Source organism: Salinirubellus salinus, assembly GCF_025231485.1.
GTDB classification, from domain to species: Archaea; Halobacteriota; Halobacteria; order Halobacteriales; family Haloarculaceae; genus Salinirubellus; species Salinirubellus salinus.
This window is the reverse complement of record NZ_CP104003.1, coordinates 4,028,086-4,046,514: the sequence shown is the minus strand read 5'-3', so window position 1 is coordinate 4,046,514 and position 18,429 is coordinate 4,028,086. Positions and strand designations below refer to the sequence as shown.

Sequence of the window (18,429 nt, the reverse complement as noted above, 5' to 3'; positions counted from 1 at the left end):
CCCGTGGCACCGCCACGTCTCTGACAGAGAGTCGCACATGAGAACGCACTGTCCGGAGGTATGACCCATGTCCAGTGAGGAGAAGGAACCCGTCAAGACCATCTGTCCGTACTGTGGCGTCGGCTGCGGCATCCAGGTGATGCCCGGCGACGAACCCGGCGACATGCGGTTCATGCCGTGGGGCGACGCGCCGGTCAACGAGGGCCGCATCTGTATCAAGGGTGGCGCGGCGACCGAAGTCGTCGACCACGAGGACCGCCTGACCGACCCGCTCGTCAAGGAGGACGGCGAGTTCCGCGAGGCGACGTGGGAGGAGGCCTACTCCCGCATCGTCGACGAGTTGGAGCGCATCCGCGAGGAGCACGGCCCCGACGCGATGGGGTTCTTCGGGTCCTCGAAGACGATGAACGAGGAGAACTACCTCCTCCAGAAGCTCGCGCGCCGCTACGGCACCAACAACGTCGACAACTGCACGCGGATGTGTCACGCCTCGACGGTATGGGCGCTCCGCACCAGCCTCGGTGCCGGCGCGATGACCAACAGCATGGAGGACCTGGAGGAGGCCGCCGACGTGTTCTGGATACAGGGTGCGAACCCCGGCGAGCAGCACCCCATCGCCAACAGCCAGTACTTCCGACAGGCGGTGCTGGAGGGGGCGACCGTCATCCAGGTCGACCCGCACAAGAACAAGACCACCCGCTCGTTCAAGATCGACGAGACCGAGCGGCACATGCACCTCCAGCTCAACCCCGGGACGGACATCCCGCTCCTGAACGTCATCATCAAGACCATCCTCGAACGGCACGAGGAGGAGCCCGAGGCGGGCTGGATCGACGAGCAGTTCATCGAGGAGCGCACGGAGGGGTTCGAGCACCTGAAAGAGACGCTCGCGGACTTCGACAAGGAGGAGGCGGCCGAGCGCTGTGGCGTCCCGCTGGAGGACCTCGAACTCGCCGCCGAGAAGTACGCGATGGCGAACAACTCCGCCATCTTCACCGGGATGGGGATGAGCCAGCACACCTGCGGGGTCGACAACGTCCAGAACGAGATCAACCTCGCGCTCGTCACGGGCAACCTCGGCCGTCCGGGGACCGGCGTCAACCCGCTCCGCGGACAGAACAACGTCCAGGGCACCTGTGACGTGGGTGCGATGCCGAACGTCCTGCCGGGCTACCAGCTCGTCGACGACGACGAGGCCCGGCAGAGCGTGGAGGCGGTCTGGGGGTTCGACGTCCCCCCCGAACCCGGCCTGACGAACGTGGAGATATCCCACGAGGCGGGCGAGAGCGTCCACGGGCTCTACGTGATGGGCGAGAACCCGGTGATGTCCGAGCCCGACGGGAACCGGGTGGAAGAGCGCCTGCAGGAACTGGAGTTCATGGTCGTCCAGGACATCTTCATGACCGAGACGGCCAAGTTCGCCGACGTCGTCCTGCCGGCGACGACGTGGGCCGAGCGCGGCGGCACGGTCACGAACACGGACCGCCGGGTCCAGCGGATGCGCGGGGTCCAGAAGGTCCACGAGAACACGAAACACGACTTCGAGATCCTCTGTGAGGTCGGCACCCGACTCTTCGGCGAGGACGGCGGCTTCACCTTCGAGGACCCGGAGGAGGTGTTCGAGGAGCTCCGGCAGGTCTGTCCCTCGTACCACGGGATGACCTACGAGGCGCTGGGCGAGGAGGGCATCCACTGGCCCTGCTACGAACCCGGTGACGAGGGCGACCAGTTCCTCTACGAGGAGTCGTTCGACACGGCGAACGGCCTCGGGAAGATCGAGGGTGTCGTCCACCAGGAGCCGAAGGAGGTGCCCGACGAGGAGTACCCGCTCGTGCTGACGACGGCCCGGCTGGAGGAGCACTACAACACCGGGACGATGAGCCGTCGGTCGCCGACGCTCAACCGGCAGCACCCGGAGAACTTCGTCGACGTCCACCCGAACGACGCCGAGCGATACGGCATCGAGGACGGCGACACGGTGACGGTGAAGTCCCGCCGTGGCGAGATCACCGTCGAGGCACACGTCACCGAGGACATCGTGGAGGGGTCCATCTGGACCACACCGCACTTCGCGGCCGCCTCCGCGAACCGGCTGACGAACGACGTGCTCGACGAGCGGGCGAAGATTCCGGAGTACAAGGCCGCCGCCGCCGAGATAGAGGTCGGTATCGAACCGAGCGACGGCGACCCCGAGGCCCCGGCCGACGACTGAGCGGCCCCGACCTTCTCTCGTCCGTCCCGTCGCCCACTCAGAGCAGTCCGAGCGCGTACGAGAACGCCAGCGTGGCGACGGCCGTCAGCGCGAGGAGCACGAGCATGACACGGAGCGCGACGCGCGTGTCTCGCGAGAGACCGATGCCGGGACGCAGCTCGCGTCCCTCGGCACGGCCGGTCCGGGTGTTCCCCGCGTCCTCCGGGACGAGGTACTCGAAGACGTCCCAGGTCACGGTGAGCACGCCCATGAAGGCGGTGAACCCGTTGCCGAACAGCCAGACGACCAGCGCCAGCCCCTCCGCGCCGCTCACCCAGAGCGCGGCCCCGATGGCGAGGGCTGCGAGGAACAGGACGCTGTAGCCGACAGCCATCCGCTTGGCGTGGGCCAGCGTGACCGTCTGCCCGACCTCGGGACGCACGTGGAGACCACCGTCCGGGGCGTGTACACGACACGGCGTAAGCGTTTGTTCGGGCCCCTGAACGGACGGTCAGACGAGTGGGGGTCGACGGCCGGGGCCGTCACTCGGACGCGCCGCTCGCGTCTGCGATGACCTCTATCTCCAGCGCCGCCCCCTTCGGGACGTTCCCGACCTCCACCGCACTCCGGGCCGGTGGCTCCGCGTCGAAGTGCGCGCCGTACGTCTCGTTCATCTCGTCGAAGGCCTTGATGTCGTCGAGGTAGATGGTCGTCTTGAGGACGTCCTCCAGTCCGAGTCCCTCGCTGGCGAGGATGGCCTCGACGTTGGCGAGACACTGTTCGGTCTGGACGGCGACGGGTTCGTCGTCCAGCAGTTCGCCGTCGGTCGTGAGCGGGAGCTGGCCGGCGGTGAACAGCAGGTCGCCGGTGGTCGTCGCCTGACTGTACGCGCCCACCGCCGCGGGGGCGTCGTCGGTGCTGACGGTCCGTTTCATCGCGCGCCGGAACTCGACCGTGAGCCGCTTATACGTACCGCACGGGGTCGTCGGAGCGATTCGTCTCGGCTGACCGAGGGGTCGTGGACTCAGTCGTCCCCGTCGCGGAACACCTCGGATGGGGTCTTGGCCCCCTCGACGTCGAGTCGGCGGCGTGCCCGGTCCAGGAGCGAGGGGTGGCCACCCTCCTCGCGGTAGAACGTCACCGTCAGCCCGGCGAGCGCCACGAGGGCGACGACGGCGAACGGGCCGCCGGTGAGGACGGCGACGGCCTGCAGGGCCTGACCGCCCCCGAGGACGAGGACGGAGATGGCGACGAGTCCCTGCAACACGCCCCAGAAGACGATGCTCCCGGTGGTGGGGGCGAGTTCGCGCTTCGTCCCGAGGATGGCGACGACGAGCGTCGAGGTGTCCGCCGAGGTGACGATGAACGCGATGATGAGCGCGAGGAAGAGGAACATCAGGAGCTGGCCGAGCGGGAGCGCCGCGAAGATGGGGAAGCCGGCGACGGCCTCGCTGCCGCCGTACTCGGCGATGGAGGCCAGCACGTCCGCGCGGCCGGTGTGCTGGAGGTGGAGCGAGGTGCCACCCAGCAGGAGGAACCAGACGATGGTGGCGAGCGAGGTGGCGACGACGCCCGTGGAGACGACCGTCCGGACCGTGCGGCCCTTCGAGAGCGCCGCGAGGAACAGGCCCGCGAACGGCGCCCACGAGAACCACCACGACCAGTTCCACACCGTCCAGTTCGCCACCCACGCGCCGCCGCCGGTGTAGAGGCTCATCGGGACGAACCCGGCGACGTACGACGAGACGGCGGCGCTGCTCTGCTCGAGGAGGAACGCTCGTGGGCCGACGGCGACGAGGAAGGCGACGAACAGCGCGAACAGGGCGACGTTCACGCCCGCGATGCGGCGGATGCCACGCTGGACGCCGCTCTCGGCCGAGACGACGTAGATGAGCGTGAGGCCGGCGACGATGAGGACGGGCCCGAGTGCGCCCTGCGCGACGCCCCACTGGAAGTCGACGCCGGCGAGGAACTGCTGGCTGACGAACGCGACGGAGGTGGCGACGCCGCCGATGGTGGCGAACACCGCGAGGACATCCACCAGTTTCCCCCACGGGCCGTCGAGGTTCTCGACACCGAGGAACGGCGTCAGGATGGTCGAGACGCGCAGGGGTGCCCCACGCTGGTAGGTGTAGTACGCGATGGGGAGTCCGAGGACGACGTAGGCGCTCCACGCCGAGAACCCCCAGTGGAACAGGGCGTAGGTGAGCGCCCCGACGATGGCGGCGTCCGACTGTGGGGCGGCGTCCACGAACGGTGGCGGGGACTGGTAGTGGAACATCGCCTCGGCCGGCCCCCAGAACACGATGCCGGCGGCGATGCCGGCGGTGAAGAACATCGCGAAGTAGGTGGGGTAGGTGTAGGTCGGTTCGGCGTCCGGGCCGCCGAGACGTATCTCGCCCCAGCGGCCGAAGAGGAGGAACCCGCAGTAGAGCACGGCGACGAACATCGCGCCGAGGAAGAGCCAGTCGAACCGCGTCAGGAGGACGTCCGTGGCCGCACCCACCGCCCGTCCCGTGGGGCCGGGGGCGAGGAACTGGAGGCCGAAGAACAGCGCGAACACGAGGACGGGGACGCCGAAGACGACGGGGTCCTGCCGAGCGAAGAAGCCCCTGAACGTCTCTCTGAGCGACAGGTGGCGGACCCGGAGGAGGTACGGCGCGCTCGTCCGGGGGTCGGGGTCGTCGTCGTCGTCGCCGACGGCCGGGAGGAGCGCGAGGTAGGTGAGGGCGGAGCCGAAGAACAGCAGGGAGACGACGAGCCACCCCTGCCCGCTGACGACGGGGCCGACCGCCCACGGGAAGAAGAACCCGGCGGCGATGACGACGCCCGAGAGGACACAGACTGGGACCAGCGTCTTGCGCAAGGCCGTCTCGACGGCGTTCCCACCCTGCGTGGACATGTCTCACACGGTAGGGACGTGGTGACATATTCCTGTCGCCGAACCCTGCAGAGACGGGGGCCCCGCCTCTCTCGGGCCGGCGTAGACGGTCCGTCCGCCGGTCGGCCGCTCACCCGGTGACGGTGACCGGGCGCTCCGCCGAGACGAGGACGTCCATGGCGGTACTCCCCATGAGCACCTTGGCGACGCCGGAGCGCTTCCGGCCGCCGAGCACGATCATCTCGGCGTCGACCTCGGCGGCGTGTTCGAGTATCGTGCTGGCGACCTCGCCGCCCTCAGCGACACGGTTCACCGGCACCCCGGCCGCCTCCAGCGTGTCGGCGGCCGCGACGGCGGCCTCGATCTCCTCGAACGCGTGCTGGGGCGCCCCCGAGTAGTCCTGGTGGGGGAACACGTAGAGGACGGTGGCCTCCACCTCGCTCGTGGCGTTCGGGAGCCCCGCCACGAACTCGGCCTGGTGCCGTGCCCGCGTCTCCGACCGGTCCACCGCGACGAGTACTGGGTACATGGCGCTTCGGTTTCGGGACGAACCAGCAACAATTGCGGGGAACCGTCCCACCGGGTGGGACACGTGGCGGGCGACGTGTCGGCCCCACCGGCACGCTGGACCCACCGGCCGGCGGCGAATATTTACGTTCGCTCCCCGATACGTGCGCCACGGTGTCGAGTGACACACCCCGGCCGACGGACACCGCCCTGCGCGAACTGTTCCACAGCGACGACAGGGTACCGTTCGTCTACTGGCGGGAGTTCTCGGGGGCACGGGTGGCGGTGCTGCTGACCGGGGCCGTCGCCATCCTCGCGTTCGTGACGGGGCTCTCGGACCTGAGCGGCGCGACGGTGTCGCTCGAGGGCCCCCTCGCGGCGCTCGTCCCGGGCGACGGGGACCTGATCCGACTCTACGGCATCTTCTTCTCGTTCCTGTTCGCGGCGTTCACGGCGGGGCTCCAGCGACAGTTGCGGGTCGCGTGGTACGGCGTCGTCCTCTCGCTCCCCCTGCTCGCGCTGTTGCCGCTGACGACGGGCCGTGCGACGGGCATCCCCCTCCTGCTGGTGACGGTGGCCACCCTGCCGCTCGTCGTCTACCACCGCGACACGTTCGACCAGCGACTCGAACTCTCCCCGTTCCAGAGCATCGCCATCGCGGTCTTCGCCGGCGTCCAGGTGTACGGCACCATCGGGGCGTACGTCCTCCGGTCGGACTACGTCGGCATCGAGACGTGGACGGACGCGTTCTACTACATCGTCGTCACGGGGACGACGGTGGGGTACGGCGACGCCACGCCCACCAGTCAGGTGACGAAACTGTTCACGCTCTCCATCATCGTCACCAGCACCGCCGCGTTCGGCGCTGTCTTCGGGTCGCTGCTGGTCCCGGCACTGGAGTCACGCATCACCTCCGCCTTCGGCAACATGACCGCCTCCGAACTCACCCTGCTCGAGGACCACGTCATCGTCCTCGGCTACGGCGACCTGACCGAACCGCTCCTCGACCGACTCGCCGACGACACCGACGTCGTCGTGCTGACGACGGACACCGACGTCGCCTCCGCGCTCCGCGAGCGCGACCTGAACGTCCTCACCGCGGACCCCACCGAGGAGGAGTCGCTGCTGGACGCCCGCATCGACGTCGCCCGTGGTGTCGTCGCGGCCACCGACGACGACGCACGGAACACGCTGTCCGTGCTGGCCGCCCGACAGACCAACCCGGACGTCCGGGTGGTCGCCGCCGCGAAGGACCCGCGACACGTCGACAAACTCCGGGGCGTCGGCGCCGACGAGGTCGTCAGCCCGGCTGTCATCGGCGGCCACCGACTGGGGCAGTCGGTGCTCGGCGAGGACGACGGCCGCGAGGACGAGTGACGGACCACAGGCTCGACCTACCAGCGAGTGGAGAGTTCGAGGAACGGAGCGACTCCCCCTCGACGAGCCGACGGCCCCGGCGGGCCGACGCCCCGTCCGAGGGCCTGCCACGCCGCGTGCACGCGGTTCGACGGCCCCGCCGGACGGACAGTGTCGACTTCGGGTCGCTCCCGTCAAAACTTATATCATTGTGACTAGTCAACAGACCTCTCAGAGGGTGCCAAATGTACGAACGAATCCTCATCCCGGTCGACGGTAGTGAAGACGCCGAACGTGGTGTGGCTCACGGTATCGACCTGGCCGCGTCCGTCGGTGCGACACTCCACCTCCTCTACGTGGTCGAGGAGGGTGGGAACCCGTGGCTCTCGGACACGATGGAAGACCAGCAGGAGCGAGCGAAGGAGTACGGCCAGGAGATACTCGACGAGGTGGCCGAACGCGCCACCGACGCGGGCGTCGAGGTGGTCACCAGGGTGGAGGTCGGCCCACGCGTCCACGAGAAGATCACCGACTACTCCGAGGACGAGGGGATGGACCTCATCGTCATGGGGTCGGGCTACCGCGGGCGCTTCGGGAACCTGCTGGGCAGTACCGCCGAGAAGGTGCTCCAGTCCTCGAGAGTGCCGGTGACGACCATCCGCCGGCGACGGGACAACCAGGACGACGGCTGACGCGACCCGGCTCAGAGTCGCGTCTCGCGGTAGAAGATGGTCAGGCTCACCGCGAGCATCGTGACGCCCGCCACGAGGAGGTTCCCCGCCGCGAACTGCAGGAGTGCGAAGAGCAACAGTACCACTGCGAGCACCGCCAGAATCGTCGAGGGTCCTATCACGGTCGTCGACACCGGATTGTCACCCTGTTCCACGGGGGGTCGCTTATACCTTCGTCAGGTCAGCGGCGCCGGCGCTTGAACCAGTGGTCGAGGTCCCAGTGGTACTGACAGTCGGGGCAGGTCGCCCACTCGGGGATGTCGAACAGCTGCGGGTGGCGCCGACCCCACTGCATCTCCGTCTCACATCGCGGACAGCGCATCGAGCGGAGTTCGTGGTCGGCGAACTCCTCGTTCGGGAACTCCCGCCAGCAGTTGGTGCAGGAGATGGGTCCGATGGCGTTCGGCTGTTCCATGTCGCCGTCGCAACCGGGGCAGGCCAGGATGGCCGGCGGCCGGCGTTGCCACCCCTGCACGCTGTCGACAGTGGTGGTCTGTGCTTCGGGGATGGCGAGGGTGAAGTGTTCGAGTGACTCGTCCTTGCGCAGGGGGTCGATGATCTTGTCCAGTCCCCGTTTGCAGAGGTCGTACATGTACGCGGCTGTCCCCATCTACCCACACGTAGGGGAACGACGGCAATAAGTTCCCCGTAACGGGCAGTTAGCGAGGTGTGAGCGTCCGTCGCGGTGGTGTAGGTGGTGCACGGGCGGGCAGATTCGAGGGGCGGTACGGGGGCGGCCGTGGGGTCGGGACCGGCGACAGCTATTCGACCCTCGACTCGCAACGATGGGCGATGGCAGGACTCTCGACGACGCTCGTGTCGCTCGGGCCGCGCGTGACACTCCAGACACTCGACCCGACAGCTGTCACGGAGGCGCCACCGGAGGTCAGGGCCGTGGGTGTGTTCGTCACCGTCCTGCTGGTGGGTGGGGCGTACCTCTGGCAGTTCGGGCCGGTCGTCGACCGGTCGGTCGCCTCCTCGCGCGCCCGGCCGCTCCGCTCGGCGGCCTACGGCGTGGCCGCCCACGTCGTCATCCTGTTCGCGGTGTTCTACCTCGGCGCACGCCTCTCGCAGTTCGAGCTGCTGGGGCGGAACACGGCCGTCCTCGGCCTGGTCTTCGGCGTGGTGGTGGTGATACTGGTCGCCGCTCTGGGGTTCACGGTGGTCGGGACGGCCATCGTGGAACTCGGCTGGGGAGGGACGCCGTGGGCCGGACTGGTCGTCGGGGCCAGCATCGCCAGCGCGATCGCGGTGGCGGCCTCCACCCCCGCGGGGGCGCTCTGGGTGGCCGTCGTCTCGGTGGGCATCGGCGGCGCCGTCAGGAAGTGGCTCCACGCCTCCACCGTCCAGGAGGTCAGGCAGGCCTGAAAGTCCCCGACTCGCCGAACGGCGTGTGAGAGGTGTGGGCAACACTCAATCGGCTCGAAGCCCTACCCCGAGGGGATGACACCCGTCCCGACACCGGTGCTCCAGACGGGCCTCCCGGAGTGGCTCACGAACGCCGTCGGCCTCGCCGGGACGCTCGTCCTGGTGTTGATCGTGGTCGCCGTCGCGGGGACAGTCTACAAGAGCATGACCGGCGGTATCGAGTGGCCCGAGGACAGGGAGGAGGACGACGACACCGTCACGCGGAGTCACGACGACGACGACGAGTGGCGGTACCACTGAGACGCGCTGGACCGACCGGTCGAGAGCGCCGCCGCTGGATACGTCGCGACCGAAAGAAAGTGCCGCCTCGACCGGTCAGTCGTCCGTCTCGGAGCCAGAGCCCTCGCGGACGCTGGTGACGACGTCACCGCCGGACCGCCCGACGACGACGTCGCCCTCGCCACTCATCTGCCCGATGCGCTCGCGGAACTCCTCGGACTGCAGAATCTCGTACTCCGTGTCGAGACCCAGGTACACCGTGTACACCATCAGTAGGAGGATGGCCGCGAACGGCAGGCCGGTCGTGATGGCCGCAGTCTGCAGCGCGTTCGTCGCCGCCGCCCCGCCACCGATGAGCAGGACGGCCGCGACGGTCCCCTCGCTGATGGCCCAGAAGATCCGCTGGGTGCGCGGGACGTCGTGCTTGCCACCCGAGGTCAGGTGGTCGATGACCAGCGACCCCGAGTCCGACGAGGTGACGAAGAACGTCGTCACCAGCAGGACCGCCACGATGGACGTGACCGTCGTGAGCGGGAACGCCTCCAGCATGGCGAACATGGCGCGTGCCTGTCCGAAGCTCTCGGCGTTCGTCAGCGTCCCGTAGAGGCCCGTCCCGAGGACCTGCTGGGCGTAGATGGCCGCGCCACCGAAGGCACCCAGCCAGACGAACGAGAACGCCGTCGGGATGAGCAGCACGCCGACGACCATCTGGCGGACGGTGCGGCCCTTCGAGATACGGGCGATGAACAGCCCGACGAACGGGGACCACGCGATCCACCAGCCCCAGTAGAATATCGTCCAGAAGTGTGCCCAGTTCTCGTAGCCACCTTGGACGCCTTCACCGAGGAACGACTCGGTGAAGAACGACATGAACGCCAGGTTCTGCAAGTAGAACCCGATGCTCTGGGGGATGGCGTCGAGCAGGTACAGCGTCGGCCCCGCGATGAACATGAACGCGAGGAAGACGATCATGATGTAGACGTTCAACGTGCTCAGTCGCTTGACACCGCCCTCGAGGCCGGCCGCGACCGAGAGGGTCGCGATGGCCGTGATGAAGGCGATGATGGCGACCTGTGAGGTGATGCCGATGGGGACGAGACTGCTCCCGGTGAGCGTCTCGGTCACCCGTGACAGCCCGACGTTCACCTGCTGGGCACCGAGCCCGAGCGAGGTGGCCAGACCGAACAGCGTGGCGAACACGGTCACCAGGTCGATGACGTGTCCGGGCCAGCCGTAGATTCGGTCACCCAGCAGCGGGTAGAACACCGACCGGAAGGTCAGTGGCAGCCCGCGGTTGAACGAGAAGAACGCCAGTCCCAGCGCGACGAGGCCGTAGATGGCCCACGGGTGGAACCCCCAGTGGAAGAACGTCACGCCCATGGCGGCCTGTGCGGCCTGCCCGCTCTGCGGGGCGACGTCGAACAGGTTCCCACCACCGGTCCCGAGGTGCCACATCGGCTCGGCCACGCTGAAGAACATCAGGCCGATACCCATCCCAGCGCTGAACAGCATCGCCATCCAGGCGAAGGTGCTGAACTCGCGTTCGGCCTCCACCCCTCCGAGTCGGATCTTCCCGTACTTGCTGAACGCGAAGAACAGGAGTGCGCCGATGAACACGTTGACGGCCAGGATGTAGAACCAGCCGAAGTTCACGTTGATGAAGTCGAACACGGCACTGTACGCCGCCGAGGCGCTCTCACCGAGGGCGAGCGTCGCGCCGACGAACGCCACGATGATGACCAGCGCGATGGGGAACACGACCGGGTGGACGTCGAAGCCCCACCGCTCGATGTTCGTGTCGCCGGGCTTGCGGTCGGACTCGGGGTGGAACAGCTCCACCTGGAGCCCCTCCGATCTCTCACCTACCGTGTCGTCCTGACCGTCAGCCATGATCAATCACCCGATACCATCCGCTTCCGTGCGTTGCTTCGTTCATTGGTTCGTGTTCTGGTGTCCCGTTTCGGCACGACTGCTTCCTGATCGGTTCTCGCGCTACGCTGTCTCCGTCCTGTGGTTCGGTTGCCTACCTTGGTACTCCTGAGATGGTCACGGTCGTCTGGCCGCTCCGGCGCCGCCACGCCGAGCACACCACCCTCCCTGTCGGCGACCCGTGTGTCGCCACGGGGGCTCGTACCGGCTACCTCGGTGGGTCCGGCACTGGCACCTGCGACGCCGCCTACGACTGGGTTCGACGGACGTCCCCCGTCGTACGCGCTCTGGGCGGCCCGAAGGCCGCCCGCAAGGATGTCGGGCGAACCGCTCGTCTCGCTGACCGACTGGTCGGAGTCGCTCGTCGCCGCTGGAACGCCGAATCGGAAGCACCCCGCCGTGTCAACTCTGACCATGCCACGAATCCTCAGGGGAGAGAAAACGATGGAATTTGTATAAATCTTTGCCTGTACTGGTGGCTACGTTTATATATGACCCGTCGTAGGACGGCTGTGTCCCCCGAATACACGGTCAGTGGACCACGACACTCGTCCGGGCGGGACCGACCCAGCTCAGCGGTCGTCCCACGGCCTCCCCGGCTGGGCCGAGGAGACGACCTCGACCTCGTACCCGTGGTCGGCGATGGATTCGACGATGTTCCGAGCGTGGCCCTCCCCGGTGCTCTCGACCTGGAACGTGAGGTAGGCGTCCCCCACGTCGAGGTCCTCCATCGCCCGGTCGTGACGGACGCTCTGGATGTTCGCGTCGTGTTCGGCGATGACACTCGATATCTCGGCCATCTTCCCGGGCCGGTCGTCGATGTGGACGCGCAGTCTGAGGATCTGCTTGCGCTGGGTCAGGGCGTGGACCAGCACTGCCCGGAGCATCGTCATGTCGAGGTTCCCGCCACAGAGCAGCGGCATCACCACCTCGTCCGAGACGTCCAGGTCGTCGCTCCGGATGGCCGCCACGGAGGCCGCACCCGCCCCCTCGACGACCTGTTTCGCCCGCTCCATCAGCAGGAGGACGGCGTCGGCGATCTGGCTGTTCGTGACCGTCACCACCTCGTCGACGTGTCGCTGGATGATCGAGAGTGTCAGCTCCGAGATGCCGCCCGTGGCGATACCGTCCGCGATGGTGTCCACGGAGTCGAGCGTCTGCGGGATCCCCTTGTCGAGGCTGTCGGGCACCGTCGCGGCGCCCGACGCCTGGACTCCCACCACCCGCGTCCCGGGGCTGAGTTCGGCGAACGCGGTGGCGATACCGCTGATGAGCCCCCCGCCGCCGATGGGGACGACGACCGTGTCGACCTCCGGCAGGTCCTCGTACATCTCGACGCCGAGGGTCCCCTGTCCGGCGACGATGGCCGGGTCGTCGAACGCGTGGACGAACTCCGTCCGGGGGCCGGCGACCAGTTCCTTCGCGTGGGCCATCGCCTGCTGGAAGTCCTGGCCGACGAGTTCGACCGTCGCACCGTACCCCCGGGTGGCGTTCACCTTCGTCTGCGGGGCGTTCTTGGGCATCACGATGGTCGAGTCCACCCCCAGTCTCGTCGCGGCGAGCGCGACGCCCTGTGCGTGGTTGCCGGCGCTCGCGGCCACCACCTCGTCGACCTCGCGTTCGTCGAGGCAGGTCCGGATCTTGTTGTACGCGCCGCGGGTCTTGAACGACCCCGTCCACTGGAGCTGTTCGAGCTTCAGGTGGACCGCCTCGGCACCCGTCATCGCCTCGAGCGACGTGCTCCGCTCGACGGGTGTGCGTTTCACCACCGTCGGGTCGTCGAGCCGCTCCCGTGCGGCCTCGATGTCGGCGAACTCGACTGTATCGGAGACGTCCTGACTCATGGTTCGTCACCCCGCCGTGACGGTCCGCGCCGGCCGCGTCCGACACGACTGGTGTCCCGTACCGTTCGCTCGGTACACGGCTTAACTCTCACGGCGACCGCCGACCGGCCGCCCGCTGTCGGTGGGTTTCGTGCCCCGACGCACACGGGCCGCCGAGAAACACGACCCGTCAGACCACAGTCACGATTCGGCGAGCGGCCTGCAGCCCGGCACCACTCAGGGGAGCGACAGCGAGACGTCGTGCTGGAGGCCGGCGGCCTTCACCGTGTTGTACAGCAGCATCGTGATGGTCATCGGTCCCACGCCACCCGGCACGGGGGTGATGACGGCCGCCTTCTCCTTCGCGCTCTCGAACTCAACGTCCCCGACGAGTTCGTACCCCTTCTCGGTGTCAGCGTCTACCCGGTTGACCCCCACGTCGATGACCGTCGCGCCCTCCGCGATCATCGACCCGTCGACGAGTTCCGGGTACCCCGTCGCCGCGATGACGATGTCCGCCTGCCGGGTCTTCGCCCCGAGGTCGCTCGTCCGCGAGTGACAGACCGTGGTCGTCGCGTTCCCGCCGGGCGCCTTCTGGATGAGGAGGTTCGCCATCGGTTTGCCGACGATGTCCGACCGGCCGACGACGACGGCGTCCTTCCCCTCCGTGTCGACGTCGGCCGCCTCGAGCAGTTTCTGGACGCCGTGGGGCGTACAGGGTTTGAACCGAGCGTCGCCGGCCACGAGTCGCCCGACATTCTCCGGGTGGAACCCGTCGACGTCCTTCACCGGGTCGATGCTGCGGAGGACGGCCCGGTCGTCCACGTGGTCCGGCACCGGCATCTGGACGAGGATACCGTTCACCGCGTCGTCGTCGTTCAACGACTCGACGGTGTCGAACAGCTCCTCGGCGGGCGCGTCCGTGTCGAGCTCGTGGTGGAAGCTCTCGATACCCAGGTCGTCGCAGGCCCGCTGTTTCATCGAGACGTACGTCTCACTGGCGGGGTCCTCGCTCATCAGTACCGTCGCGAGACCCGGCGTGACGCCGGCCCCCTCGAGCGTGTCGATGCAGCCGCGGAGTCCGTCCCGGATGCGGTCTCCCACCGCGTTGCCGTCGAGGACGTGCGTCACGGGGCCGCACCACCGGTTGGTGTCGCTGTGTTCATCGTGGTTCCGTCCCGCCGCCGCGTGGCTCGCGAGACACGGTCGACTCAGCGTGGAGAGCGTTATCAATGCACGGGGTCTCGCGCCGCGCCGGCCCGAGCGCGCCCCGGATTCCATAACCAGACAGATTCCAGATAGGTTAAGGCGCGAGGGCGGGGCGTGGCCGGCGCCGGCTCGCACTCCAGCGAATTCGGCATTTCACGCGATAGAGAGCGTCTGTGAACCGAATTCGGCCCCCAGAGTGGACGGCCCACGCCCTTCTTTTATGTAGGGCTAGTGTGACGGTGGTAGGTGATGTCTGACAACCAACTGTCCCCGGCCGAACGTGGTGAACACCCAAACCACCCGAGTGTCGACCAGTCGGACCGTGTCCTGCCGCGCAACCTCCGCCAGACCGGCGATCCGGGCATCGAGATGCTCGTCTCGACCCGCGTCCGCAAGTCACCGTTCTTCGACAAGTCGTTCAACGAGAACGGTGCCTGGCGGTGCACCGTCTACAACCGACTCTACCACCCGCGTGGTCTCGTCGAGCCCGAGGACGGCGGCGCGATGGCCGAGTACGAGGCGCTGACCAACACGGTCACCATCTGGGACGTGGCAGTCGAGCGCCAGATCCGCGTGAAGGGCCCGGACGCGGAGGCGCTGACGAACTACGTCATCACGCGGGACGCGACCAGCATCGAGCCGATGCACGGGAAGTACGTCATCCTCTGCAACGAGGACGGCGGCATCCTGAACGACCCGGTCCTGCTCCGGATCGAGGAGGACGAGTTCTGGTTCTCCATCTCCGACTCCACGCTGATGCAGTGGCTCCAGGGGGTCAACGTCGGGATGGACTTCGACGTCGAGATCGACGAGATCGACGTCGCCCCGATGCAGATCCAGGGGCCGCGCGCCCTGGACGTCATGGTGGACGTCGTCGGTGAGAAGGTCGAGGACATCCCGTACTACGGCCTGATGGAGGCCGAGATCGACGGCTGTGACGTGCTGGTGAGTCAGACCGGCTTCTCCGGCGAGGAGGGGTTCGAGGTCTACGTCAAGGAGGCGTCGAAGAACGGCGAGGCCGTCTGGGACCCCGTCCACGACGCGGTGGTCGACCACGGCGGGATGCAGATCGCCCCCGGCCACCACCGCCGCATCGCCGCGGGTATCCAGTCCTGGGGGCAGGACATGGACCACGAGACGTCACCGTTCCAGGTCAACCTCGGCTACCACGTGCGCGACGAGAAGGAGGCCGACTACATCGGCAAGGAGGTGCTCGAACGGCAGAAAGAGCAGATCGAGAACGGGGAGTACCCGTTCAACCTGAAGCAGGTCGGCCTGAAGATGGCCGGCGAGCCCATCCGCGACTACGCGCCCGACTTCTGGCTCATCTCCGACCCGGAGACGGGCGAGGAGTGTGGCTACCTGACCTCGCCGTGGTACAACCCGGACCTCGAGACGAACATCGGGATGGGGTTCGTCCCGGCCGAGAAGCTACAGGAGAAGACGGACGTGCCGCTGAACGACGATATCTACGACGAGGAACTCGACGTGGAGTTCGAGGTCCACCTGCCCGACGAGTACGCCGAGGAGCCGGGGGAACCGGTCTACGCGAAGACCACACGGGTCCCGTTCAAGGAGTCCGTGAACCCGAGCGCACGCGAACAGGCGAAGTTGAACGCGAAGAAGGAAGCAGAGGAGTGAACCGCGTCCCGACCGAACACCCACCGACCGGTCACCCGCTCCCCGGCCGGCCGCTGCGACGACAGGGGAGCCCGTAGCCCGACCCATGGCACTCGAATCACCACAGCCGACGACCGACGGCGTCCACAGCCTGCTCGCCGACCCGAAGTTCGAACTGATGCCGTTCGACAGCATGGGCGAGCAACTCGACCACCTGCCCGAGGGGGCGACCGTCGCCGTCACGACGTCGCCGACGCTGGGAATCGACGCCACCATCGAGTGGACGGAGAAGGCCGCGGCCGAGGGGTACGAGATGATCCCCCACATCGCCGCGCGCTACGTCGAGGACCGCGAGCACCTCGACGAGATCGCCCGTCGGCTCACCGAGGCCGGCGTCACCGACATCTTCGTCCCCGGGGGAGACCGTGAGGAACCGGCCGGCGAGTTCGCCTCGGCCTACGAGTTCCTCGTCGCCCTCGAGGAGAGCGAGTACGAGTTCGAGGAGGTCGGCATCACGGGCTACCCCGAGGGCCACGAGTTCCTCTCCGAGGAGACGCTGGCCGGGGCGATGGAGCAGAAGGCCCCGTACGCCACCTACATCGTCACGCAGCTCTGCTACGACCCCGACGCCATCGTCGAGTGGGTCGCGGAGATACGCGAGCAGGGTATCGAGCTGCCGGTGGACGTCGGCATCCCCGGCGTGATGAAGTACCAGCGGCTGCTCGGCATCTCGCAGAAGGTGGGGGTCGGGGACTCCATCAAGTTCCTCCGGAAGACGAGCGGCGTCCTCGGGTTCGTCAAGCAGCTCGTCGGCTCGCGCGGGAAGTACACCCCCACGGCGCTCGTGGAGGGGCTCGCACCGTACGCCGGGGACGACCAGTACCGTCTCCGCAACGTCCACGTCTACACGTTCAACCAGGTGCCCGACAGCGAGGAGTGGCGCCGGGAGATGCTGGAGCGCTGAGTCGGGCCCGACCACCGGGGCACGGGACCCGTCACTTCTCGTCGCCGTTCTCGTCCAGCAGGACCTCCTCGACCAGCCGTGCGGACCCGCGGCGCAGGCGGCCGCTGACGGCCGTCGGCGAGATGTCGAGCAACGCCGCCAGCCCCTCCAGCGGCGTCTCCCGCGGGTCGTCGTAGTAGCCGTGGACGTAGGCGGCGACGAGCGCCTCGCGCTGTTCCTCGGTCAGCCCGAAGTCCGAGCGGTCCTCTCGGCCGTCCGTGTGTGTCAGTTCGAGGACGTCGAGGCTGATGCCCTCGGCCCGCGCGTACTCGTCGAGCTGGTAGACGCCGTCGTGGGTCTGGAACCGGAGTTCCAGCCGCCAGCCATCGAGGTGGCTCCGTACGTCGCGGATGAGCCCGCCGATCTCGGTCAGCGGCGGGGCGACCCGCTTCGCCGCGTCGCTGTACTCGACGCGGTAGGTGCGCCGGTCGCCCTCGTCGAGGATGGTGGAGAACGCGGCGACGGTCCGGTCGTCGGCGAGCGCCCGCTCGAGGGCCCCGAAGTCGTCGGCCTCGAACCGGAAGAAGTGGACGTCGTTCTCGGGGTCCGTCCCCGCGTCGGAGACGACGCTCACCTCGACGTCGCGGAGCGAGCGGATGGTGGGCGAGAGCACGAGGTTCTCGTGTTCCGCGTAGACGTGTGCCGTGATGACCATCGGTGGACGGCCCGGCCGAGGGCCGGGTGCTGGTCTCCGAGAGCGGTGGGAGGGGCCTAACGCTTTCGCCGGGTCGGACTCACTCCTCCGGCCGGTCCGCGACCGCCGTCATCCCGACGAGCGAGCGCATCCCGCGTTTGAGCCGCCCAGCCACCGCCGTCGGGGAGATGCCGAGTTCCTCGGCCAGTTCCTCCAGCGACGCACCGCGCGGTTCGGCGAAGTACCCCCGGTCGTAGGCCACCACGAGCGCCTCGCGTTGCTCCTCCGTGAGTCGCGCCGCGCCGCTGTACTCCGGGTCCGTCCGGCCCTGCTCGCGGAACCGGAGGACGTCGAACTCGAACCCCTCCCCGCGGGCCTCCTGCCAGATGTCGTGCAGCGCCTCCCGACTCGGGAGGAGCCACCGCTCGAACCAGCCCCGTGGCCGGACCTCCGCACTCGAACTCCGGGCCTCCAGCACGAAGCCGTCCTCGCGGGTGACCCTCGGCGCGAGGAGCTTCGTCCCGGGGGCGAACTCGACGCCGATCATCGGGTCGCGCTCGAACACCGGCATCGGTTCGACGCTGTCGACGGTGTGGTCGGCCTCGAGCGTCGACTGGACCTCCTCGGTGGACACGTCGACGAACCGGAGCAGGTAGACGCTCCGACGGGGTCCCATGCTCGCCTCCGGGACCACGGTCACCTGCAGCTCCGGGAGCGCGTCGAGCGTGTCCGCGAGCGCACCGTCGGGGTGGGCGAACCGTACTTCGGTGATTATCGGCATGGGCGAGTGGTGGGCGTTGCCGGTACCAGAGGACCCTGCCATATAATGTCTCGCGCGGCTGTGCACGCTTCCCTACAGTGCGTCCGAGCGGAGTGTTCGCGGCGAGGACCGGTGTCG

General features: G+C 68.1%; 18 protein-coding genes. 7 read left to right on the top strand and 11 right to left on the bottom strand.

Annotation, left to right across the window (positions count from 1 at the left end; translation table 11 throughout):
- Window positions 1-67 precede the first annotated feature (67 nt).
- Window positions 68-2,212: a formate dehydrogenase subunit alpha gene (gene fdhF, locus N0B31_RS21065; protein WP_260593621.1), complete on the top strand. Its 2,145-nt coding sequence runs from the start codon at window positions 68-70 to the stop codon at window positions 2,210-2,212.
- 37 nt (window positions 2,213-2,249) lie between these two features.
- Here the strand turns inward: fdhF and N0B31_RS21060 are convergent, their stop codons facing one another.
- The 4 genes from N0B31_RS21060 to N0B31_RS21045 form a co-directional block, all read right to left on the bottom strand.
- Window positions 2,250-2,633: a hypothetical protein gene (locus N0B31_RS21060; RefSeq protein ID WP_260593620.1), complete on the bottom strand. Its 384-nt coding sequence runs from the start codon at window positions 2,631-2,633 to the stop codon at window positions 2,250-2,252.
- A gap of 100 nt (window positions 2,634-2,733) precedes the next feature.
- Complete coding sequence (locus N0B31_RS21055) at window positions 2,734-3,126, bottom strand: Rid family detoxifying hydrolase (protein ID WP_260593619.1); 393 nt, start codon at window positions 3,124-3,126, stop codon at window positions 2,734-2,736.
- A gap of 89 nt (window positions 3,127-3,215) precedes the next feature.
- On the bottom strand, window positions 3,216-5,093 hold the full coding sequence (locus N0B31_RS21050) for a BCCT family transporter (protein WP_260593618.1): 1,878 nt from the start codon (window positions 5,091-5,093) through the stop codon (window positions 3,216-3,218).
- A 109-nt stretch (window positions 5,094-5,202) separates the two neighbouring features.
- Entirely contained in the window at window positions 5,203-5,601 is a 399-nt protein-coding gene (locus N0B31_RS21045; RefSeq protein ID WP_260593617.1) for a universal stress protein, read from the bottom strand.
- 152 nt (window positions 5,602-5,753) lie between these two features.
- On the opposite strand from N0B31_RS21045, the gene N0B31_RS21040 reads away from it, so the two are divergent.
- Window positions 5,754-6,956, top strand: a complete 1,203-nt coding sequence (locus tag N0B31_RS21040; RefSeq protein ID WP_260593616.1) for a potassium channel family protein — start codon at window positions 5,754-5,756, stop codon at window positions 6,954-6,956.
- Between the two features lie 224 nt (window positions 6,957-7,180).
- Window positions 7,181-7,627, top strand: a complete 447-nt coding sequence (locus tag N0B31_RS21035; protein ID WP_260593615.1) for a universal stress protein — start codon at window positions 7,181-7,183, stop codon at window positions 7,625-7,627.
- Window positions 7,628-7,638: 11 nt separating this feature from the next.
- Here the strand turns inward: N0B31_RS21035 and N0B31_RS21030 are convergent, their stop codons facing one another.
- Both N0B31_RS21030 and N0B31_RS21025 read right to left on the bottom strand, forming a co-directional pair.
- Complete coding sequence (locus tag N0B31_RS21030) at window positions 7,639-7,788, bottom strand: hypothetical protein (RefSeq protein WP_260593614.1); 150 nt, start codon at window positions 7,786-7,788, stop codon at window positions 7,639-7,641.
- Window positions 7,789-7,847: 59 nt separating this feature from the next.
- Window positions 7,848-8,276: a hypothetical protein gene (locus N0B31_RS21025; protein ID WP_260593613.1), complete on the bottom strand. Its 429-nt coding sequence runs from the start codon at window positions 8,274-8,276 to the stop codon at window positions 7,848-7,850.
- Between the two features lie 182 nt (window positions 8,277-8,458).
- On the opposite strand from N0B31_RS21025, the gene N0B31_RS21020 reads away from it, so the two are divergent.
- Together N0B31_RS21020 and N0B31_RS21015 are read left to right on the top strand one after the other, a co-directional pair.
- A complete protein-coding gene (locus N0B31_RS21020) occupies window positions 8,459-9,034 on the top strand; it encodes a hypothetical protein (RefSeq protein WP_260593612.1) in 576 nt (191 codons plus the stop codon).
- Between the two features lie 75 nt (window positions 9,035-9,109).
- Window positions 9,110-9,334: a hypothetical protein gene (locus N0B31_RS21015; protein WP_260593611.1), complete on the top strand. Its 225-nt coding sequence runs from the start codon at window positions 9,110-9,112 to the stop codon at window positions 9,332-9,334.
- A gap of 75 nt (window positions 9,335-9,409) precedes the next feature.
- Here the strand turns inward: N0B31_RS21015 and N0B31_RS21010 are convergent, their stop codons facing one another.
- The 3 genes from N0B31_RS21010 to folD all read right to left on the bottom strand — a co-directional run bounded on the left by N0B31_RS21010 (window position 9,410) and on the right by folD (window position 14,196).
- Window positions 9,410-11,203, bottom strand: a complete 1,794-nt coding sequence (locus N0B31_RS21010) for a BCCT family transporter (RefSeq protein ID WP_260593610.1) — start codon at window positions 11,201-11,203, stop codon at window positions 9,410-9,412.
- Window positions 11,204-11,814: 611 nt separating this feature from the next.
- On the bottom strand, window positions 11,815-13,086 hold the full coding sequence (gene ilvA / locus N0B31_RS21005; protein WP_260593609.1) for a threonine ammonia-lyase: 1,272 nt from the start codon (window positions 13,084-13,086) through the stop codon (window positions 11,815-11,817).
- 216 nt (window positions 13,087-13,302) lie between these two features.
- Window positions 13,303-14,196, bottom strand: a complete 894-nt coding sequence (gene folD, locus N0B31_RS21000) for a bifunctional methylenetetrahydrofolate dehydrogenase/methenyltetrahydrofolate cyclohydrolase FolD (RefSeq protein ID WP_260593608.1) — start codon at window positions 14,194-14,196, stop codon at window positions 13,303-13,305.
- Window positions 14,197-14,523: 327 nt separating this feature from the next.
- Between folD and N0B31_RS20995 the strand changes: the two genes are divergently transcribed.
- Window positions 14,524-15,915, top strand: a complete 1,392-nt coding sequence (locus N0B31_RS20995) for an aminomethyltransferase family protein (RefSeq protein ID WP_260593607.1) — start codon at window positions 14,524-14,526, stop codon at window positions 15,913-15,915.
- Between the two features lie 85 nt (window positions 15,916-16,000).
- Window positions 16,001-16,858: a methylenetetrahydrofolate reductase gene (locus N0B31_RS20990; RefSeq protein ID WP_260593606.1), complete on the top strand. Its 858-nt coding sequence runs from the start codon at window positions 16,001-16,003 to the stop codon at window positions 16,856-16,858.
- Between the two features lie 31 nt (window positions 16,859-16,889).
- On the opposite strand, the gene N0B31_RS20985 is transcribed toward N0B31_RS20990, so the two are convergent.
- Both N0B31_RS20985 and N0B31_RS20980 read right to left on the bottom strand, forming a co-directional pair.
- On the bottom strand, window positions 16,890-17,552 hold the full coding sequence (locus N0B31_RS20985) for a helix-turn-helix domain-containing protein (protein ID WP_260593605.1): 663 nt from the start codon (window positions 17,550-17,552) through the stop codon (window positions 16,890-16,892).
- Between the two features lie 79 nt (window positions 17,553-17,631).
- The gene (locus tag N0B31_RS20980; protein ID WP_260593604.1) at window positions 17,632-18,354 is read right to left on the bottom strand and encodes a helix-turn-helix domain-containing protein; all 723 of its coding nucleotides are present in this window, start codon (window positions 18,352-18,354) and stop codon (window positions 17,632-17,634) included.
- Window positions 18,355-18,429: the final 75 nt, after the last annotated feature.

Excerpts from the sequence above, each read along its gene's own strand:
- N0B31_RS21015 (WP_260593611.1), top strand. The coding sequence starts at position 9,110 with ATGACACCCGTCCCGACACCGGTGCTCCAGACGGGCCTCCCGGAGTGG.
- N0B31_RS21035 (WP_260593615.1), top strand. The coding sequence starts at position 7,181 with ATGTACGAACGAATCCTCATCCCGGTCGACGGTAGTGAAGACGCCGAA.
- N0B31_RS21045 (WP_260593617.1), bottom strand. The coding sequence starts at position 5,601 with ATGTACCCAGTACTCGTCGCGGTGGACCGGTCGGAGACGCGGGCACGG.
- N0B31_RS21055 (WP_260593619.1), bottom strand. The coding sequence starts at position 3,126 with ATGAAACGGACCGTCAGCACCGACGACGCCCCCGCGGCGGTGGGCGCG.
- N0B31_RS20985 (WP_260593605.1), bottom strand. The coding sequence starts at position 17,552 with ATGGTCATCACGGCACACGTCTACGCGGAACACGAGAACCTCGTGCTC.
- N0B31_RS20995 (WP_260593607.1), top strand. The coding sequence starts at position 14,524 with ATGTCTGACAACCAACTGTCCCCGGCCGAACGTGGTGAACACCCAAAC.
- N0B31_RS21025 (WP_260593613.1), bottom strand. The coding sequence starts at position 8,276 with ATGGGGACAGCCGCGTACATGTACGACCTCTGCAAACGGGGACTGGAC.
- N0B31_RS21050 (WP_260593618.1), bottom strand. The coding sequence starts at position 5,093 with ATGTCCACGCAGGGTGGGAACGCCGTCGAGACGGCCTTGCGCAAGACG.
- fdhF (WP_260593621.1), top strand. The coding sequence starts at position 68 with ATGTCCAGTGAGGAGAAGGAACCCGTCAAGACCATCTGTCCGTACTGT.
- N0B31_RS21020 (WP_260593612.1), top strand. The coding sequence starts at position 8,459 with ATGGCAGGACTCTCGACGACGCTCGTGTCGCTCGGGCCGCGCGTGACA.
- N0B31_RS21010 (WP_260593610.1), bottom strand. The coding sequence starts at position 11,203 with ATGGCTGACGGTCAGGACGACACGGTAGGTGAGAGATCGGAGGGGCTC.
- ilvA (WP_260593609.1), bottom strand. The coding sequence starts at position 13,086 with ATGAGTCAGGACGTCTCCGATACAGTCGAGTTCGCCGACATCGAGGCC.
- N0B31_RS20990 (WP_260593606.1), top strand. The coding sequence starts at position 16,001 with ATGGCACTCGAATCACCACAGCCGACGACCGACGGCGTCCACAGCCTG.
- N0B31_RS20980 (WP_260593604.1), bottom strand. The coding sequence starts at position 18,354 with ATGGCAGGGTCCTCTGGTACCGGCAACGCCCACCACTCGCCCATGCCG.